At 64.4% G+C, this 18,367-nt stretch carries 19 protein-coding genes and 1 riboswitch; of the genes, 13 read left to right on the top strand and 6 right to left on the bottom strand.

Annotation, left to right across the window (positions count from 1 at the left end):
• Nucleotides 1-64: 64 nt before the first annotated feature.
• Nucleotides 65-529: a hypothetical protein gene (locus tag QA645_RS37190; RefSeq protein WP_254134393.1), complete on the bottom strand. Its 465-nt coding sequence runs from the start codon at nucleotides 527-529 to the stop codon at nucleotides 65-67.
• Between the two features lie 182 nt (nucleotides 530-711).
• Here QA645_RS37190 and QA645_RS37185 point away from each other — a divergent pair, with 182 nt between their 5' ends.
• Nucleotides 712-1,011: a hypothetical protein gene (locus QA645_RS37185; RefSeq protein WP_254134392.1), complete on the top strand. Its 300-nt coding sequence runs from the start codon at nucleotides 712-714 to the stop codon at nucleotides 1,009-1,011.
• Between the two features lie 68 nt (nucleotides 1,012-1,079).
• The gene (locus QA645_RS37180) at nucleotides 1,080-1,610 is read left to right on the top strand and encodes a DUF3617 family protein (protein WP_254134391.1); all 531 of its coding nucleotides are present in this window, start codon (nucleotides 1,080-1,082) and stop codon (nucleotides 1,608-1,610) included.
• Nucleotides 1,611-1,625: 15 nt separating this feature from the next.
• Here QA645_RS37180 and QA645_RS37175 read toward each other — a convergent pair whose 3' ends face one another.
• From QA645_RS37175 to QA645_RS37165, 3 genes are read right to left on the bottom strand one after another with little or no spacing between them, the layout of a single operon-like run.
• The gene (locus QA645_RS37175) at nucleotides 1,626-3,011 is read right to left on the bottom strand and encodes an ATP-binding protein (protein WP_283046086.1); all 1,386 of its coding nucleotides are present in this window, start codon (nucleotides 3,009-3,011) and stop codon (nucleotides 1,626-1,628) included.
• A gap of 19 nt (nucleotides 3,012-3,030) precedes the next feature.
• The gene (locus QA645_RS37170) at nucleotides 3,031-3,762 is read right to left on the bottom strand and encodes a response regulator transcription factor (protein WP_027534227.1); all 732 of its coding nucleotides are present in this window, start codon (nucleotides 3,760-3,762) and stop codon (nucleotides 3,031-3,033) included.
• Nucleotides 3,759-4,223 (bottom strand): MarR family transcriptional regulator, encoded by a 465-nt coding sequence (locus tag QA645_RS37165; RefSeq protein WP_309143717.1) that lies wholly within the window; start codon nucleotides 4,221-4,223, stop codon nucleotides 3,759-3,761. The genes QA645_RS37170 and QA645_RS37165 overlap by 4 nt, the downstream gene beginning before the upstream one ends.
• 413 nt (nucleotides 4,224-4,636) lie before the next feature.
• On the opposite strand from QA645_RS37165, the gene QA645_RS37160 reads away from it, so the two are divergent.
• The 5 genes from QA645_RS37160 (at nucleotide 4,637) to QA645_RS37140 (ending at nucleotide 8,866) form a co-directional block, all read left to right on the top strand.
• Complete coding sequence (locus QA645_RS37160; protein WP_254134388.1) at nucleotides 4,637-5,719, top strand: branched-chain amino acid aminotransferase; 1,083 nt, start codon at nucleotides 4,637-4,639, stop codon at nucleotides 5,717-5,719.
• 116 nt (nucleotides 5,720-5,835) lie between these two features.
• Nucleotides 5,836-6,360 (top strand): DUF2314 domain-containing protein, encoded by a 525-nt coding sequence (locus QA645_RS37155; RefSeq protein WP_254134387.1) that lies wholly within the window; start codon nucleotides 5,836-5,838, stop codon nucleotides 6,358-6,360.
• 47 nt (nucleotides 6,361-6,407) lie between these two features.
• Nucleotides 6,408-7,958: a histidine--tRNA ligase gene (gene hisS, locus QA645_RS37150; protein ID WP_283046085.1), complete on the top strand. Its 1,551-nt coding sequence runs from the start codon at nucleotides 6,408-6,410 to the stop codon at nucleotides 7,956-7,958.
• Between the two features lie 121 nt (nucleotides 7,959-8,079).
• Complete coding sequence (locus QA645_RS37145) at nucleotides 8,080-8,283, top strand: tautomerase family protein (RefSeq protein ID WP_008144861.1); 204 nt, start codon at nucleotides 8,080-8,082, stop codon at nucleotides 8,281-8,283.
• A 190-nt stretch (nucleotides 8,284-8,473) separates the two neighbouring features.
• Nucleotides 8,474-8,866 (top strand): thioesterase family protein, encoded by a 393-nt coding sequence (locus QA645_RS37140; protein ID WP_283046084.1) that lies wholly within the window; start codon nucleotides 8,474-8,476, stop codon nucleotides 8,864-8,866.
• 3 nt (nucleotides 8,867-8,869) lie between these two features.
• Here QA645_RS37140 and proC read toward each other — a convergent pair whose 3' ends face one another.
• Nucleotides 8,870-9,697, bottom strand: coding sequence for a pyrroline-5-carboxylate reductase (gene proC, locus QA645_RS37135; protein ID WP_283046083.1), 828 nt, complete (start codon nucleotides 9,695-9,697; stop codon nucleotides 8,870-8,872).
• A 200-nt stretch (nucleotides 9,698-9,897) separates the two neighbouring features.
• Nucleotides 9,898-10,398 carry a YbjN domain-containing protein gene (locus QA645_RS37130; RefSeq protein ID WP_254134383.1) on the bottom strand — a complete coding sequence of 167 codons (501 nt, stop codon included), beginning with the start codon at nucleotides 10,396-10,398 and terminating at the stop codon, nucleotides 9,898-9,900.
• 414 nt (nucleotides 10,399-10,812) lie between these two features.
• Nucleotides 10,813-10,987: riboswitch (FMN riboswitch) on the top strand.
• A 74-nt stretch (nucleotides 10,988-11,061) separates the two neighbouring features.
• On the opposite strand from QA645_RS37130, the gene QA645_RS37125 reads away from it, so the two are divergent.
• From QA645_RS37125 to QA645_RS37100, 6 genes are all read left to right on the top strand, one after another.
• Nucleotides 11,062-11,613, top strand: a complete 552-nt coding sequence (locus QA645_RS37125; RefSeq protein ID WP_254134382.1) for a 6,7-dimethyl-8-ribityllumazine synthase — start codon at nucleotides 11,062-11,064, stop codon at nucleotides 11,611-11,613.
• 254 nt (nucleotides 11,614-11,867) lie between these two features.
• Nucleotides 11,868-13,070: an MHYT domain-containing protein gene (locus QA645_RS37120; RefSeq protein ID WP_283046082.1), complete on the top strand. Its 1,203-nt coding sequence runs from the start codon at nucleotides 11,868-11,870 to the stop codon at nucleotides 13,068-13,070.
• Between the two features lie 122 nt (nucleotides 13,071-13,192).
• Nucleotides 13,193-14,380: an IS481 family transposase gene (locus QA645_RS37115; RefSeq protein WP_283046081.1), complete on the top strand. Its 1,188-nt coding sequence runs from the start codon at nucleotides 13,193-13,195 to the stop codon at nucleotides 14,378-14,380.
• Nucleotides 14,381-14,571: 191 nt separating this feature from the next.
• The gene (locus QA645_RS37110) at nucleotides 14,572-15,435 is read left to right on the top strand and encodes a xanthine dehydrogenase family protein subunit M (protein ID WP_283046080.1); all 864 of its coding nucleotides are present in this window, start codon (nucleotides 14,572-14,574) and stop codon (nucleotides 15,433-15,435) included.
• A 13-nt stretch (nucleotides 15,436-15,448) separates the two neighbouring features.
• Complete coding sequence (locus QA645_RS37105) at nucleotides 15,449-15,949, top strand: (2Fe-2S)-binding protein (protein WP_283046079.1); 501 nt, start codon at nucleotides 15,449-15,451, stop codon at nucleotides 15,947-15,949.
• The gene (locus tag QA645_RS37100; RefSeq protein WP_283046078.1) at nucleotides 15,946-18,366 is read left to right on the top strand and encodes an aerobic carbon-monoxide dehydrogenase large subunit; all 2,421 of its coding nucleotides are present in this window, start codon (nucleotides 15,946-15,948) and stop codon (nucleotides 18,364-18,366) included. Before QA645_RS37105 ends, QA645_RS37100 begins: the two co-directional genes overlap by 4 nt.
• Nucleotide 18,367: the final 1 nt, after the last annotated feature.

Below are 18,367 nucleotides of genomic sequence, written 5' to 3'. Positions count from 1 at the left end.
GGCGACGGCCAATCGCCTGCTTGATCGGTCCGAATCAGGGACCTTCGGATCAGGGACCTTCGAATCAGGGCTTGGCAGCGCGGCAGGCCGGATTGTAGGCCCAGTTGCGATCGAGCCCGACCACGCACCATTCGACGCCCTGACCGTAGCCGGCGAAGCCGCCGTCCTCGATGATCGAGAAGTGCACCTTGCGCACCTTGCCGTCGTTCAGCATGGCCTCGCCGGTGCAGTAGCGGCGCGGAATGTTGTCGGACGCCCAGGGCCGGAACGCGGTCTCATGGACAGCCGCGAAGCCCTCGATCCGCAAAGGCGAATTCCAGAACGAGCCTTCCTTCTCGGAGAACTGGCTCGCGATCGTTGGCAGCGCCCTGTCGCACTCGGCGACATTGCCGTCATAGCGAGGCCCGCTGAGCCAGAAATTCAGCTCCAGCGGATTGGCGGCCCTGGCCTCACCGAGCGACAACGCTCCGAACATGAGGCCGAGAACGGCGGCAAAACGAAGCGATTTCAGGGAGGTCGAGGCGCGCATGGGCAATCCAGACAGCATGATCTGTGAAGGTGGGACGGTGCCGCGAAGGGCGGGGGAGGTCAAGTGCAGCACGGCAACACTTGGCCAGGAGTTGCTCACAACGGCGCCGTCAACCGGCCTTCCGTTCTTTCCACCGCCGCGCCGGCACCGTAAACTGGCGCCAATCAATCGGAGTGACGGGAATGCGAATCATTGCGGCCGCGGGCCTTCTTGCCAGCCTGGTTTTCTCGGTGGCGAGCCAGTCGGCGCAGGCCGACATCTTTCCGGTGCCGCCCTTCAAGGGCAACGACACCGGCGGCATCATCGCCTATTCCATGGCGACGCAGACCGATGCGCGCCAGGTCGCGGTCGACCACTGTGCGCGGTACGGCAAGGTGGTGAAATTCCTCGCAGTGCAGGCCTATGAGGGCGGCTACATCTCGTTCGCCTGCCGTTGGGTGCCCTACGGCGCCGCCGATCGGCCGATCCGCACGCTCTACTGAGGCGTTTTCGGAACGACTAAGGTCACGCCAAAGAAAAAGCTACGACATCTGAGCCGGGAGTCTCTCGCATGACGCGCAAGCTTGCTTTGCTCGGATCAGCCGTTTGCCTCGTGCTGTCGGCGGCGAGCGCCTTCGCCGACGATCTGCCGGTTCGCAAGGCCGGTCTCTGGGAATTGAAGATGGTCAGGACCGGCTCGGCGATGCCGGAAATGACCATGCAGCACTGCACCGACGAGGCTGTCGACAAGGAGATGAACAACAACATCTCGCCGATGGCCAAGCAGGTCTGCTCCAAGCAGGACATCAAGAAGACCGCGACCGGCTATGTCAGCGATTCCGAGTGCAGCGTCGCCGGCATGTCGACGACCTCGCACGCCGAGATCACGGGCGATTTCAACTCGGCCTACACGGTGAAGACCTCGTCGCATGCGCAAGGCGGTGCCGCCGGTGCCGCCGGGCGCGACTCCACCATGACGTTGGAGGCGAAATGGCTCGGCGCCTGCAAGCCCGACCAGAAGCCCGGCGATATCGTGATGCCCGGCGGCTTCAAGATGAACGTCCGCGACGTCGACAAGCTGAAGGCGCTGCTGCCGAAGTAGGCGGGGCTATCGCAGCTACACCGGAATCCTGACACTCGCCCGCAACCCGCCCATCGGGCTGTCGCCCAGCGTGATGTCGCCGCCATGCGAGCGGGCGATGTCGCGGGCGATCGCGAGCCCCAAGCCGGTGCCGCCTTCGTCCTGGTTGCGGGCATTGTCGAGCCGCAGGAACGGTTTGAACACTTCCTCGCGCAGATGGACGGGAATGCCCGGACCATCGTCGTCGACCGTGACAGTGAGATAGCGGTGATCGCGCTGGCCGGAGATGGCGATGGCCTGGCCGTAGCGCGCGGCATTGGTGACGAGGTTGGCGAGGCAGCGCTTGAACGAGGCCGGCTTCACGGTGACCACCGGCAGGCCGCTGAAGGTTACGGTCGCGGTGTGGCCGTGACGTTCGGCATCGCTGCGCAATTCCTCGAGTGCCTGCGCCATGTCGGTCGGCTGCGATTGCTCGCCGGAATCGCCGCGGGCGAAGGCGAGGTAGTCTTCAAGCATCATCGACATCTCGTCGACGTCCTTGCGCATGCCCTCCATCTCGGGGCTGTCACCGATCAGCGCCAGCTCGAGCTTGAAGCGGGTGAGGATGGTGCGCAGATCGTGGCTGACGCCGGCGAGCATCGCGGTGCGCTGCTCCATCGCGCGTTCGATGCGCGACTTCATCTCGAGGAAGGCGCCAGCGGCGCGCCGCACCTCGCGCGCGCCGCGCGGCCTGAAGTTCGGCGCCTCGCGGCCCTTGCCGAAACTTTCGGCAGCGTCGGCAAGCCGCAGGATCGGCTTGATCTGGTTGCGCAGGAACAGCACCGACACGATCAGCAGGATCGACGACGTCCCGACCATCCAGAACAGGAAGATCTCCGAGTTCGAAGCGTAGGCGGCGCTGCGCTGCGCGAAGATGCGCATCACGGCATCGTCGACCTGAACGCGGATCTCGACCTGATTGGAATTGCCGACGGTGTCGATCCAGAACGCACGATTGAGCTGCCGTCCCAATTGCACCGAGAGCGTCTGGTCGAGCAGCGAGAAGAACGGCTTTGGTCCGGGTGGCGGCATGTCGCCGGGAGGAAGGAAATCGACCACGAACTGCATGCGTTGGGCGATGCGGCGCAGTTGCGTGTGGTCCTTGTCCTGCGGGTATCCCTTGTAGACGTCGACGAGACTGCCGACGTCCTGCGCCACGGCTTGGGACAGGCGACGCGTCACCGTGTTCCAGTGCCGCTCCATGAACACGAAGGCGACCACGGTCTGCAGGATCACCATCGGCACGATCATGATCAGCAGTGCGCGGGCGTAGAGGCCGGTCGGCATCCAGCCCTTGAACGCGTTGCCCATCCAGCCATTGGCGGCGGAGACGCGCCCGGCGGCGCTCTTGAGCAGCGTCAGGCCGGTATCGATCGTGCTCATCGGTTGCGCTTCACTGCTTCTACGGCGAGGCTACCAGCCGGTAGCCGATGCCGCGCACCGCCTGAAGGAACAGCGGATTGGCCGGGTCGGTTTCGATCTTGCGCCGCAGCCGGTTGATCTGCACGTCGACAGCGCGTTCGTTGACGCTGCCATTGCCGGTCAGTGCGCTGCGCGGCACGGTCTCGCCGGGCGTCTCCGAGAGAATGCGCAGCATCTCGCGCTCGCGGTCGGTGAGGTGGATGACCTCCTCGCCCTGGCGCAATTCGCCGCGATCGAGATGATAGACGTAGGGACCGAATGCGATCTTCTCCACCGCCGCGGCCTGGACCGGGGGCGCGGCGCGTTTCAGGATGTTGTTGATGCGCAGCGCCAGCTCGCGCGGCTCGAACGGCTTTGCCACGTAATCGTCGGCGCCGATCTGCAGGCCTTCGATGCGGGCTTCCGCTTCATGGCGCGCCGTCAGCATCACGATCGGCACCGAGGAGGACGTGCGGATGAAGCGGGCGAGATCGAAGCCGGTCTCGCCGGGCATCATGACGTCGAGGATGAGCAGGTCGAAATGCAGGCCCAGAAGCTTTGAGCGCGCATCACCGGCGCTCGAAGCGGTGGTGACGCGATAACCTTCGGCTGCGAGAAAGCGCGACAAGAGATCGCGGATGCGGCGATCGTCGTCGACCAGCAGCAGATGCGGGGCATCGTCGGCCGGTTGCACCGGCGGGCGGGCGAGCGTGGCAGCGAGCGGCACGGTCACTCCTTTGAGTCTTGATTGGTGGCGAAGATCGTCTCCAGCACCTTGTCGGGATCGTCGCGGTCGATCATCGCGCGCAGGAAGCGCTTGACGGTCTCGGCATCCTGCGGCGCCATCTCGGCGAGCGCCTTGGTGATCCGCGTGGTCTGGAGCCCGGCGAGCTTCTGCACCAGTGCTTCGCCCTTCGGCGTTGCATAGAGCAGGCGTTGGCGGCGGTCATTGTCGCCGGTCTTCTGCACGATGTAGCCCTCGTCCAGGAGCTGCTTGAGCACCCGGCCGAGCGACTGTTTTGTGATGCGCAGGACATCGAGCAGGTCGGCGACCTTCAGGCCCGGATAGCGATAGACGAAGTGCATGACCCGGTGATGGGCCCGGCCGAAGCCGAACGCCTCCAGCTCCTGGTCGGGATCGCCGACGAAATCGCGATAGGCGAAAAACAGCAGCTCGATGATATCCCAGCGCAAATTGCCTCCATCGTCTGCCGCCGGCCGTGGCTCGGCAGCGTCTTGAGAGGGAGTCGCGAAATTTATGTCAGGCATATTGACGTATCTTGGGTTCAATGTTACAAAACGATCAGCCCGCACGAAATTTTAGATCGTTTCGTGTCGGGCGGCATTTCTAACAGCGGCCGGAGTGAGCCAGACAGGCAACGACGGCCGGATCAGATCTACCGTGCGATTGTCGAGCGGCATTTCGGCAAAACATACTGGACTTCCGCCTTCCGCAAAAGCATGTCCTCGGACGACATGCTGGCCACGGAAACCGGCCGTAACAAGGCTGGCGGTGGTTCGGCCAGAAACCACATCAAGCCAGCCGGGTCCGATTACGGGCGGGCGGGCGCCAGAAAGCGCCGCTACCGGCAGCGGGAGGCAAGGACATGAGCATGAAATTCGACATCCAGCCCGCATCCAATCCCACTCCTGAGAAGGACCGGGTCGCCAAGCTGGTGGACCCCGGCTTCGGACGCGTCTTCACCGATCACATGGCGATCGTCCGCTACAACCAGGCCAAGGGTGGCTGGTACGAGGCGAAAATCGAGGCGCGCGCCAACTTCCAGATGGATCCGGCCGGCGCCGTCTTGCACTACGCCCAGGAAATCTTCGAAGGCCTCAAGGCCTACAAGCGCGACGACGGTGGCGTGAACTTGTTTCGCCCCGACGCCAATGCGCGCCGCTTCAAGGACTCCGCCGATCGCATGGCGATGGCGCAGATCCCCGAGGACGTCTTCATCGAGGCGGTCGAGCAGGTCGTGCGGATCGATCGCGCCTGGATGCCGGGCGGCGAGGGCAGCCTCTATCTGCGCCCCTTCATGATCGCGAGCGAGACTTTCCTCGGCGTGAAGCCGTCGTCGGAATACATCTTTGCAGTGATCGCTTCGCCGGTCGGCTCTTATTTCAAGGGCGGCCCCGCGCCGGTCTCGATCTGGGTCTCCGAGAATTATACGCGCGCAGCGATCGGCGGCACCGGCGCCGTCAAATGCGGCGGCAATTATGCGGCGAGCCTGCGTGCCCAGGCCGAAGCGATCCAGCACGGCTGCGACCAGGTCGTCTTCCTCGATGCGGTCGAGCGCAAATACATCGAGGAGCTCGGCGGCATGAACGTGTTCTTCGTGTTCGACGACGGCTCGCTCTCGACGCCGCCGCTCGGCACCATCCTGCCCGGCATCACCCGCGACTCCATCATCGCGCTGGCCCGCGATGCCGGAAAGACCGTGCGCGAGGAGCCGTATTCGCTCGACCAGTGGCGCAAGGATGCGGCCTCCGGCAGGCTGAAGGAGGCGTTTGCCTGCGGCACCGCGGCCGTGATCTCGCCGATCGGCAAGGTGCGCTCGGTGAGCGGTGATTTCGAGATCAGCGGCGGCGCCGCCGGCCCCGTTGCCATGGGCCTGCGCAAGCAGCTCGTCGACATCCAGTACGGCCGCACCAACGATCCGCACAACTGGATCCGCAAGGTGCTTTGATTGCCTCTCCCTCTCCCCGCTTGCGGGGAGAGGGCCGGCCGCGGTGAACGCACCGCCTTGCCCGGGCGACAAAGCCCAAGATCATTTGGACCTTGAGGCATTTGGACATCGCGATCATGGCTTCCGCCCCTTCCCAACCCCTGAGATGGGCCGTGCTCATCGCCGTCATGGGCGGCACGATCTACGGCATTCTCACCATCGGCACGAAGCGAGAGGTCCTGGCCGAGGATCGTTCGCCCGTCGTTGATGTGCGCACGGCCGACATGGAGATGAACGCCGCGATCCTGCGCGCCCGCGACACGCTGCCCACCTTCTGGGCTTCCTACGACGCACCAAAACCGTCCGAGACAGGGCACTCGCTCAAAGTGCGCTTTCCGACCCGCAAGGGCGCCGAGCACATCTGGATGGCCGAGGTGACGAAGCGGCCGGATGGTTCCTATTCGGGCCACTTCGCCAACGAGCCGCGTGATCTGCCAGGCAAGCACTCAGGCGACCAGGTCCAGTTCGCGCAAGGCGACATTTCGGACTGGATGTTCATGCGCAACGGCAAGATCGTCGGCGGCGAAACCATCAAGCCCCTGCTCAAATCCATGCCGAAGGCCGACGCCGACGCGCTCCGGGCGCGGATGGAGCAGCCGTAGGGCCAGCCGGCAGTTGCCGCATCGCGCGTCGGCTGGTAAACGCCCGCATGGCCGAAAAACCCAAAAAACCCCAGAAACTGAAGGCGCGCCTGCCGCGCGGGCTCGAGGATCGCGATCCCGCCGCGATCCGCGCGACGCGCGAGATGGTCGAGAAGATCCGCGCCGTCTACGAGCTCTACGGGTTCGAGCCGGTGGAGACGCCGGCGATGGAATACACCGACGCGCTCGGCAAATTCCTGCCCGACCAGGACCGCCCCAACGAGGGCGTGTTCTCGTTCCAGGACGACGACGAGCAGTGGATCTCGTTGCGCTATGATCTGACCGCGCCGCTCGCGCGCTATGTCGGCGAGCGCTATGGCACCGACGGTCTGGTCCTGCCCTATCGCAGCTATCGCGTCGGCTACGTCTTCCGCAACGAGAAGCCCGGCCCCGGCCGTTTCCGCCAGTTCATGCAGTTCGATGCCGACACGGTCGGCTCGGCGACGCCGGCGGCGGATGCCGAGATCTGCATGATGGCAGCCGACACGATGGAAGCGCTCGGCGTTGCGCGCGGCCAGTACGTCGTGAAGGTGAACAACCGCAAGATCCTCGATGGAGTACTGGAGGCCTGCGGTCTCAAGGGCGATGAGAATGCGGGACGGCGGCTGACTGTTCTTCGCGCCATCGACAAGCTTGATCGCCTCGGTATCGACGGCGTGAAACTGTTGCTCTCGAATGGCCGCTGGGACGGGGGGGAAGAGGGCAAGGGCGATTTTACGCCGGGCGCGGGACTTTCCTCGGAATCAATAGAAATCGTGCTCGATTACATCACGTCGACCGGGGATGATGCTGCTGAAAAGCTTGATCGGGTTCGAAAGTCCATTGAAAAGGTCGGTGGCGACATAAGCGGTACGTCGGAGCTGACGCAGATCCTCTACATTTGCGATCAGGCCGGCTATTCGAAAGACCAGATCGCCTATGATCCGTCCGTCGTGCGCGGCCTCGAATATTACACCGGTCCCGTCTACGAGGTCGAACTGCTGCTTGAAACCAAGGACGAGAAGGGCCGCCCGGTGCGCTTCGGCTCCGTCGGCGGCGGTGGCCGCTATGACGGCCTCGTTTCCCGCTTCCGCGGCGAGCCGGTGCCGGCGACCGGCTTCTCGATCGGCGTGTCGCGGCTCCAGGCTGCGCTGACCTTGCTCGGCAAGCTCGACTCGCGACCCGAAGTCGGCCCCGTCGTCGTTACCGTGTTCGACCGCGATCGCGTCGCCGACTATCAGAAGATGGTCGCGAGCTTGCGCAACGCCGGCATCCGCGCCGAGCTCTATCTCGGCAATCCCAAGAACATGGGCAACCAGCTCAAATATGCCGACCGCCGCAACTCACCCTGCGTCATCATTCAGGGGGCTGACGAACTGAATGATCCAGAAGGCCCCCAAGTCATAATCAAGGATCTATGGGTCGGCTCTACAGTAACGGACGTGGAGAAGGACAGAGATCGTTATCTGCAAGCGCAGAAGCTGATCCAGCAGAAAGTGCCAGCTTCTAGCCTCGTCGATGAAGTACGAAAGTTGCTGAGGTGGCACCACATCGAGCCGCCCGGTCCGGGGTCTGCATGACTGAGCTGCGCGCATTGCCTTACGCCCGGGCTTGTCCCGGTCATCCGCGTCCTGTTTGATGCGCACCTTCATGAACGACCGGGGTGTGCCCGGTCATCGCGACAGCAGCAGGGAGAAGACAATGCCTGAGATCACCGTCAGCATGGCCGAAGGCCGCACCGACGAGCAGAAGGCCGGCATGATGCGCGACATCACGCAGGCACTGGTGAAGAATCTCGGCGTCGACGCCGATGCCGTCGTCATCCAGATCAACGAAGCGCCCCTCCGCCACAAGATGAAGGGCGGCAAGACGTTTGTGGAGCGCGCGGCGGCTGCGAAGAAGTAGGCCGCGCTGTTTCGGCAGCCACTGCCGCAGCAGCAATCACAGCTGTCGTCCCGGCGAAGGCCGGGACCCATAACCACAGGGCGTGGTTGTGGGGCGAGCTGGTAACTCCGAGTCTTCGTCAAACTCGATCCTGTGGTTATGGGTCCCGGATCTGCGCTTTGCTTGTCCGGGACGACATAGAGCAAGCATCATGGACGCACGCGACTTCATCAAGGTCGGCATGAGCGCCGAGCGCACGCTGGTGGTGCCGGCCGAGCGCACGGTCGGGCATTTCGTGCCAGGCATGCCGATGGTCTATGCGACGCCGATGATGATCCTGGAAATGGAGATGACGTCGGGCGATGCGATCCGCGCCGCGCTGCAGCCGGGCTGGGTCACGGTCGGTACCGAGGTCGATATCCGCCATCTCGCTGCCGCGCTCGTCGGCGCGACGGTGCGGACCACTGCGAAAGTGATCGCGGTCGAGCGCCGCGTCATCCGCTTCGACGTCGAGGCCTTCGAGGGTACGCGCAAGCTCGGCGAAGGCCGGCACGCGCGCGGGCTCGTGAATGTCGAGACGTTCAACAAGCGGTTGGGCGCGTAGCGGCTACTTCGCGAGCTCCTTCGACCGCTTCGTCGCCGCCGCGATCGCGCGGATCATGAGATCGCGCAGGCCCGGCTCGCCCATCAGCACGCCGAGCGCTGCGGCGGTGGTGCCGCCGGGCGAGGTGACGTTCTGGCGCAGCGTAGCGGAAGGAAGATCCGACTGGTGCAGCAACTCGCCGGAGCCCGCGACGGTTTCGCGCGCGAGCTTTGTCGCCAGCGCTTCGGGCAAGCCGGCTTCGACGCCGGCGCGCGCGAGCTCTTCGGCGAGCAGGAACACGTAAGCGGGCCCCGAGCCGGAGACGGCGGTCACCGCATCCATCAGGCTTTCATCCTCGACCCATTCGACCGAGCCGGTAGCGCGCAGCAGCGCATCGGCCACCGCACGCTGCGAGGGGCTGACATTCTTCGCAGCAACCGCAACCGTGATGCCGCGGCCGATCGCTGCCGGCGTGTTCGGCATCGCGCGCACCACGGCGCCGCCGCAGACCTCGTCGAGCGAGGCGATCGTGGTTCCCGCCATGATCGAGACCACGGAAGTTTTCTCCGTGACGAATGATTTCAGCTTGGCGCCGGCCTCGCGGAACATCTGCGGCTTCACCGCGACGACCATCGTCTCGACAAAGCCTGCGGCCTTCGCATCGGGATTGAGCGCGACGCCCTTGGCGGCGAGCGCGGTGATCTCGGGCGAGATGAACGGATCCACCACCGCGACGCGGCGCGGATCGAGCCCGCCTGCCAGCCATCCGGTCAGCATCGCGCCGCCCATCTTGCCGGCGCCGGCAAGCAGGATGGTGCCGGTGATGTTTTGGAGAGTGTTGTTGTCTGCCATCGCTGCCGCCACAAATAATCCCGTCGTCCTGGCGAAAGCCAGGACCCATTACCCCAAAGGGTTCTAGTGGATGGCGGGCAGAGCAACAAGCATCGCGGGCTACCGAGAGACCTCGCGGTATGGGTCCTGGCTTTCGCCAGGACGACGATGAGGGGCGAGCTTTGCGTTCCTCACCGCGTCGGGGAGGGAGCGTCGGCTCCCTACGCCTCGCCCACCGTATCGAACATCGCGGCGTCCATGGCTTGCGCGGTGGTCTTGCCCGCCCACACCACGAACTGGAACGCCGGGAAATAGCGCTCGCAGGCGTGGATGGCGCCGGCGAGCATGGCTTCGCATTGCGCGGTCGAGGCGGTGAGGCCGCCGGGCAGCACCAGCGCCTGGCGGTGCATGATCATGCCGGTGTTGGTCCACAGATCGAAATGGCCGATCCACAATTGCTCGTTGACCGCGGCGACGAGCCGCTGCACCTCGCCCCTGCGTGTGAGCGGAATCTTCATGTCGAAAGCGCAAGCCAGATGCAGCGCTTCGATCTCGCCCATCCAGGTGAACGAAATCTGGTAGTCGGTCCATTGCCCCTTCGAGACAATGGTCAGTTCGTCCTCGCCGGAGCGTTCGAACGGCCAGTTGTTGCTGGCAGCGATATCCTCGACCACCGCGAGCGGATGGCTTTTGGAATCGATAGTGCCTTCGAGCAGGGACATGCCGTCTCGACCTCTTGCCTTCTTGTTGTCGTTAGATACGCACGCGGTTGGTCCGGCGCGCGCTCCCCTAATGTCGTTAAGGCGATCCCCTAGGAGTCGCTGTTGCGATCCCTCAGACCAGCGCGGGCTTGTCGCGGATCAACTGATGTGATTTGCGGAATCTGCGCAACCGGCTGCCGAGTCCGTCCACAAGCCAGGACTCGTTCGTCCACAGCTCATCTCCGCCACAATTATTAACGAAGAGAACAAATCGGAATCGGACTCCCCGGACCGCGCACCGATCGCTAATTCCGTCCAGCGAGGGCCAGCCCGCCATGGCGACATGGGACCATGCGGATTTTTGCTGCGGAACACGCTTGCGTGCTGCCCCGGACCGGCGTCATATTTCCGCTCAGGCCGTTCATTCCGGACGGCCGATGTTCTCAGGGCGGGGTGAAAGTCCCCACCGGCGGTAAGGGCCGAAAGGCCTAAGCCCGCGAGCGCCTTCCCAGAGGGGTTTCCTGAAAAGGATTTTCTCCAAAGGAAAGGGTCAGCAGATTCGGTGCAACTCCGAAGCCGACGGTTAAAGTCCGGATGAAAGAGAACGGTCGGTGGCAGACGCATCGCAGGATGCGGCTGTTTGTCGTTCCGTGTGCCCTGATTCTGGTCCTTTGAAGGAAAGCCATGAATCAGATGTTGCAAGATCCCCAAACCGAAACTTCCGAAGTCGTCCAACCGCCGGTTCCACCGGCGACCGAACATCCGCGCTTCGCAAAGCCGCAGCGGGTGGCCTTCGTGCAGGCCTGCTGGCACCGCGACGTGGTCGAGGAAGCCCGCATCGCTTTCATCAAGGAAGCCGAGGCGCGGCATCTCACCCATGTCGACGTGTTCGAGGTGCCGGGCTCGTTCGAGATCCCGCTGCATGCGCAGGTCCTCGCCAAGACGCGGCGCTACACCGCGATCGTCGCGGCAGGCCTTGTCGTTGACGGTGGCATCTATCGCCACGAGTTCGTCGCCGACACCGTGATCAAGGCGCTGATGGACGTCCAGCTCCGCACCGAGGTGCCGGTGTTTTCCGCCGTGCTGACGCCGCAGCAATTCCACGAGACCGAAGTGCACTACGACTTCTTCCGCAGGCACTTCACGACCAAGGGCATCGAGGTCGCGGCCGCCTGTGCGGAGACGTTGCACGGCCTGGAGCGCCTGCGCGGCCAGGTCGCGGCGGGAATTGTGTAGGGGCGACAGAGACGCGCGCTCCTCATCCTGAGGAGCGCGTCAGCGCGTCTCGAAGGATGAAGGCCACAGTTGGGCCTGCATGGTTCTCCAGGCGATGCGAAGCATCGTCCGGAGACGGCGCTGCGCGCCTCCTCACCATGAGGGTCTGGCATTGCCGCCGCTTCACACGCCGCTGATTGTCAATCCCGCCGCCGTCCCTATAAAGTCGGCGGCGGGAGGAGGCCGGGCCGTGGAGACGGGCGGCCGACAAGATCATGTTCGAAGGACACGATCCCTATCTCGTCGCGCTCTCTGTGGCGATCGCGAGTCTGGGCGGCTATACCGGCTTTGCGCTTGCTGCTCGCATCCGCAACACGCCCGGCGTCAGCAACCGCGTTCTGCTCGCGGGTGCGGCCGCGTTTCTGGCCGTCGGCATCTGGACCATGCATTTCGTCGGCATGCTGGCGGCGCCGCTGCCGCCGGACACGGTGTATCTCGTTCTTCCCACCATCATCTCGTTCCTGATCTGCGCGCTGGTGGTCGGGATCTCGCTTTTCTTTGTCTCGATCGGCGAGCCGAGCTTGAAGCGCGTGGCGTCGTCGGCGGTGCTGCTCGGCGTCGGGATTGCGAGCATGCATTATGTCGGGATCCATGGACTGGCCGGTCCGTTCGGCATCGTGCACGACCCGGTCATGGTGCTGCTGTCGGTCGTGGTCGCGGTCGTCACGGCCTATGGCGGTCTGCGCGCTTTTCTGGCGCAGCAGGAAGGCGTTCGGCTGATCGTCAGTTCGATCGTCTTCGGCATTGCGGTCTCCGGCATGCACTATACGGCGATGCTGGGCATGCACTTCGAGCCGCTGACCGGTGCGGCGCATCACCATGCCGGCGTCGGCCTTGCCGCGTCGCAGCAAGTCTTGTCGATCATCGTCGCGGTGCTGTGCTTCGTCATCGCGGCGGGCTTCCTGTTGTCGCTGGTTCCCGACCAGCGGCGTCAGGCCTCGAATTCCGCTGCCGCCGAACCGGTTGCTTCGCCGGTAGCGGAGGCGGCCATTGAACTGATCGCCGCACCGGCCGCAGCTCCGCGCGCGGCGGCTCCGCTCGGTGGCCTTGGCCAGCCGCCGCGTGCGCCGGTTCCGAGGTTGCCGGTCGAAAGCGCTGACGGCACGCATTTCATCGAGACGGCCAATGTCCGTAGCGTCCGCGCCGACGCACATTACACCCGCGTCCATGACGGCACACGCGAGCGGATGTGCCCATGGTCGATCTCGGAAGCCGAGGCCCAGCTCGATCCCTCGCTGTTCCTCCGGGTGCATCGCAGCCATATCGTCGCCATCCCCCATGTCGCCCTGGTCCGCAAAGAGGGCGACGGTGCGGTGCTCGAGCTCGACGGCCCGTCGCCGCACCGGGTGCCGGTGAGCCGCGCCAAGATCGCCGAGGTGAAGGCGAGGCTGGGGCTGGTGAACCGGCGGCAGGCGTAGAGGTCACGAAGCACAGGAGGCGAGCCCACTTACCCTCCCCCTCTGTTCAGACCGGGGAGAAGGTGGACAGGTGTTCGGAGACATCGTGGACACTTTCGACAGCTCAGTAAGGAGGCTGTCGGATGCCGTTCCACGAGGTGTCCCGGATGGACGCGAGATCGGAGTTTGTCGTGCTGGCCTCGGACGAGGGAGCCAATGTTCGGCAGTTGTGCCGTCGGTTCGGCATCAGCCCGACGACCGGCTACAAGTGGCTGGAGCGTTGGCGAGCGGCCGGGATGAGCGGGCTTCAAGAGCAGTCGCGGCGGCCACAGACGTCGCCGGCACGCAGTGCTGCGGCGATCGAGGAGGCCGTGCTTGCGCTTCGAGCCGAGCATCCGGCCTGGGGCGGGCGGAAGATCGCCAGGCGGCTGAAGGATCTGGGGCAGGAAGCCGTTCCGTCGCCCTCGACGGTGACGGCAATCCTGAAGCGTCATGGGGTGGAACTGGGCAAGTTTGGTGGCGGCTCGCCCACCTTCACTCGCTTCGAGCGGTCGCGGTCGAACGAGTTGTGGCAGATGGACTTCAAGGGCCACGTGGCCATGCACACCGGCCGGCTTCATCCATTGACCGTGCTCGACGATCATTCGCGCTTTTCGGTGACACTGGCGGCGTGCGCCGACCAGCAGACCGAGACGGTCAGGCAGCACCTCATCGCGGCCTTCCGCCGCTATGGCCTGCCCGAGAGGATGATCACCGACAACGGTTCGCCCTGGGGCGACGGTCCGGGCAGCCCGTTTACCCCGCTTGGCGTCTGGTTGATCGAGCATGGCGTCAAGATCAGCCATTCCCGGCCCTATCATCCGCAGACCATGGGCAAGGACGAGCGCTTCCACCGCAGCCTCAAGGCCGAAGTGTTGTCGGCTCCTGCCTTCGCCGATATCGCTGCCGCTCAGCGGGCTTTCGAGCGATGGCGTACCGTCTATAACACGCAACGGCCGCACGAAGCGCTCCAGCTCGCAGTGCCGGCCAGCCGCTATCAACCGAGCCCGCGCGATTATGTCGAGACGATCGCGCCCTTCGAATACGCACCAAACGACGCTGTGCGCCGGGTTCAGCAGAGCGGTCACGTCAGCTTCCGCGGTCGCAATCTCAAAGTCCCGAAGGCCTTCCGCGGCAAAGACATCGCATTCCGGCCAACCATGGAGGATGGCGTCTTCGACGTCCTCTTCAGAACCCAGACGATTGCAACCGCCGACATCCGACCTCTCGACGGACGGCTCGAAAGTGTCCACGATGTCTCCGAACACCTGTCCACCTTCTCCCCGGTCTGAACACCCTCCAGGGGAGGGTAAGTGGCCGCGCCATACGTCGCCACACCTGACGCAATTCGTGCGTTCCCAGCCGCAACTCGTGCGAAATCCGCTGTTCCGTGCCCGAATGATTGCGGCTTGCCCGGTCCGGAGTGACCGTCCCCTCCAACGTCCGCGCCGTCACGCGCCAAGGACGAATATGGGAGGAGATGATGATCCCGGGCTCATTCAGCTATTACCGGCCGGCGAGTGTCGCCGACGCCGTGAAACTGTTGTCAGACCTCGGCGAGGATGCGCGGCCACTGGCCGGCGGGCACAGCCTGGTGCCGATGATGAAGCTTCGGCTCGCCACCCCCGCCCATCTGATCGACCTCCACGGCATCGCCGCCTTGAAGGGCATCAGCCGCAACGGCAATAATCTCGTCATCGGTGCGATGACCACCCAGCACGAGCTGCTGGCCTCCGATGACATCGCCAAATCCATGCCGATCCTGCATGAGGCGGCTCTGCTGATCGCCGACCCGCAGGTGCGCTACCGCGGCACGATCGGCGGTAATGTCGCCAACGGCGATCCCGGCAACGACATGCCGGCGCTGATGATGACACTGGGCGCGACCTACCGCCTCGAAGGCGCCGGCGGTGCCCGCGATGTCGCCGCGACCGACTTCTACCAAGGCGCCTATTTCACCGCGCTCGAGCCCGGCGAGATCCTGACCTCCATCTCTGTGCCCATGCCGGCGGCCGGCCACGGCTACGCCTATGAAAAGCTCAAGCGCAAGGTCGGCGACTACGCCACCGCGGCAGCGGCCGTCGTCCTCACCATGGCGAGCGGCAAGGTCGCGACCTGTTCGATCGGCCTCACCAATGTCCACGAGACACCGCTGCTTGCCGCTGACGCCGCCAAGGCCGTGATCGGAACGAGCCTCGATGCGGCCACCCTGAAGAAGGCCGCGGCCGCGGCCGAAGCGATCATGGCGCCGGCCGCCGATGCGCGCGGCCCGGTCGAATACCGCAAACATGTCGGCGGCATCATGGTGACACGGGCGCTGCAGCGCGCCGCGTCCGTCGCGAAATAAGGGGAGGGGACCGATGGCCAAAACACACGTCACCATGAAGGTGAACGGTACCGAGGTCGAAGGCCTCGTCGAGCCGCGCACGTTGCTGGTGCACTTCATCCGCGAGAACTTGCAGATGACCGGTACCCATATCGGCTGCGAGACCACCCATTGCGGCGCCTGCACCGTCGATATCGACGGCATGTCGGTGAAGTCCTGCACCATGTTCGCGGTGCAGGCCCAGGGAAGCGACATCACCACGGTCGAAGGCATGGCCCATGCCGACGGCACGCTGTCCGCGCTTCAGGAAGGCTTCCGCATGATGCACGGCCTGCAATGCGGCTTCTGCACGCCGGGCATGATTGTCCGCGCGCATCGGCTGCTGAAGGAGAATCCCTCGCCGAGCGAGCCGGAAATCCGGATGGGCATCTCCGGCAACATCTGCCGCTGCACCGGCTACCAGAACATCGTCAAAGCCATTCAATATGCGAGCGCCAAGATCAACGGCGTGGAATTCCGGGAGGCCGCAGAATGAACGACATGACTCCCACGCGGGAACAACGCACCGCCGCACTCGAAGGCATGGGCTGCAAGCGCAAGCGCGTCGAGGACATCCGCTTTACGCAAGGCAAGGGCAACTACGTCGACGACGTCAAGCTGCCGGGCATGCTGCACGGCGACTTCGTCCGCTCGCCGCATCCGCATGCGCGCGTCAAGAAGATTGACGACAGCGAGGCGCTGAAGGTCCCCGGCGTGCTCGCGGTCATCACCGCCGAGACGCTGAAGACCGTCAACCTCGCCTGGATGCCGACCCTGGCCGGCGACGTGCAGATGGTTCTGGCCGATGGCAAAGTGCTGTTCCAGAACCAGGAGGTCGCCTTCGTGGTCGCCACCGACCGCTATGCGGCTGACGACGGCATCAACAAGGTGGTCGTCGAATACGAGCCGTTGCCGCCTTTGGTCGATCCCTTCAAGTCGATGGACAAGGACGCGCCGGTGCTGCGCGAAGACCTCGTTGGCAAGATGTCGGGCGCGCACGGACCGCGCAAGCACGACAACCACATCTTCGAGTGGACCGTCGGCGACAAGGAGCTGACCGACGCGGCCTTCAACAAGGCCGAGGTCAAGATCAAGGAGATGATCTCCTACCACCGGACCCATCCGTCGCCGCTGGAGACTTGCCAGTGCGTCTGCTCCTTCGACAAGATCAAGGGCGAGCTGACGATCTACGGCACCTTCCAGGCCCCGCACGTGATCCGCACGGTGGTGGCGCTGATCGCCAAGCTGCCGGAGCAGAAGATCCACGTCATCGCCCCCGATATCGGCGGCGGTTTCGGCAACAAGGTCGGCGCCTATCCCGGCTATATCTGCGCCGCCGTCGCCTCCATCGTCACCGGCAAGCCGGTGAAATGGGTCGAGGACCGCATCGAGAACCTGACCGCGACCTCGTTCGCGCGCGACTATCACATGACCACCGAGATCGCCGCGACCAAGGACGGCAAGGTCACGGGGCTTCGTGTGCACGTGCTCGCCGATCACGGCGCGTTCGACGCTTGCGCCGACCCGTCGAAATGGCCGGCCGGCTTCTTCAACATCGTCACCGGTTCCTATGACTTCCCGACCGCGCATCTGGCTGTCGACGGCGTCTACACCAACAAGGCGCCCGGCGGCGTCGCCTACCGCTGCTCGTTCCGCGTCACGGAGGCCGCCTACTGCATCGAGCGCGCCATGGATATTCTGGCGCAGAAGCTCAACATGGATCCGGCGGAGCTAAGGCTGAAGAACTTCATCAAGCCGGAGCAGTTTCCGTATCACTCGGCACTGGGCTGGGAATACGATTCCGGCGACTACCACACCGCCATGCGCAAGATGATGGTGACCACCGGCTATGCCGCGCTCCGGAAGGAGCAGGCGGAGAAGCGGGCCGCGTTCGCCCGCGGCGAGACTCGTGAGATCATGGGCCTCGGCATCTCCTTCTTCACGGAGATTGTCGGCGCCGGCCCGTCGAAGAATTGCGACATCCTCGGCATCGCGATGTTCGATTCCTGCGAGATCCGCATGCATCCGACCGGTGCGGGTATCGCGCGCATGGGCACAAAGAGCCAGGGCCAGGGCCACGAGACCACCTGGGCCCAGATCATCGCGACCGAGATCGGCATTCCCGCCGACAACATCATGGTGGAAGAGGGCAACACCGACACCGCGCCTTACGGGCTCGGCACCTACGGTTCGCGCTCGACGCCGGTTGCTGGTGCGGCAATCGCCATGGCCGCGCGAAAGATCAAGGCCAAGGCGCAGATGATCGCGGCCTACAAGCTCGAGGTCCACGAGGACGATCTCGAATTCGACATCGACGGCTTCCGGGTGAAGGGCCTGCCGGAAAAATTCATGTCGATGAAGGATATCTGCTGGGCGGCTTATAACTCCGTGCCGCCGGGCATGGAGCCGGGACTGGAAGCGGTCAGCTACTACGATCCGCCCAACATGACCTATCCGTTCGGCGCCTATCTCTGCGTGATGGACATCGACGTCGATACCGGCGTGTACAAGGTCCGGCGCTTCTACGCGCTCGACGATTGCGGCACCCGCATCAACCCGATGATCATCGAGGGCCAGGTCCATGGTGGCCTCACCGAAGCCTTCGCGATCGCGATGGGCCAGGAGATCCGCTACGACGAGGTCGGCAATGTCGTCACCGGCTCGTTCATGGACTTCTTCATGCCGACCGCGGTGGAGACGCCGCATTGGGAGACCGACTTCACCGTCACCCCGTCGCCGCATCACCCGATCGGCGCCAAGGGCGTCGGCGAGAGCCCCAATGTCGGCGGCGTGCCGGCCTTTTCCAACGCCGTCAACGACGCGTTCTCGTTCCTGGGGTCCACGCACATCCAGATGCCGCACGATTTCTGGCGCAACTGGAAGGCGGCGAAGGATCTCGGGGCGGTGGCCTGAC

Source organism: Bradyrhizobium sp. CIAT3101 (assembly GCF_029714945.1).
GTDB lineage: Bacteria > Pseudomonadota > Alphaproteobacteria > Rhizobiales > Xanthobacteraceae > Bradyrhizobium.
The sequence above is the reverse complement of the archived record's forward strand: the minus strand, read 5'-3'. Positions and strand labels throughout refer to the sequence as shown.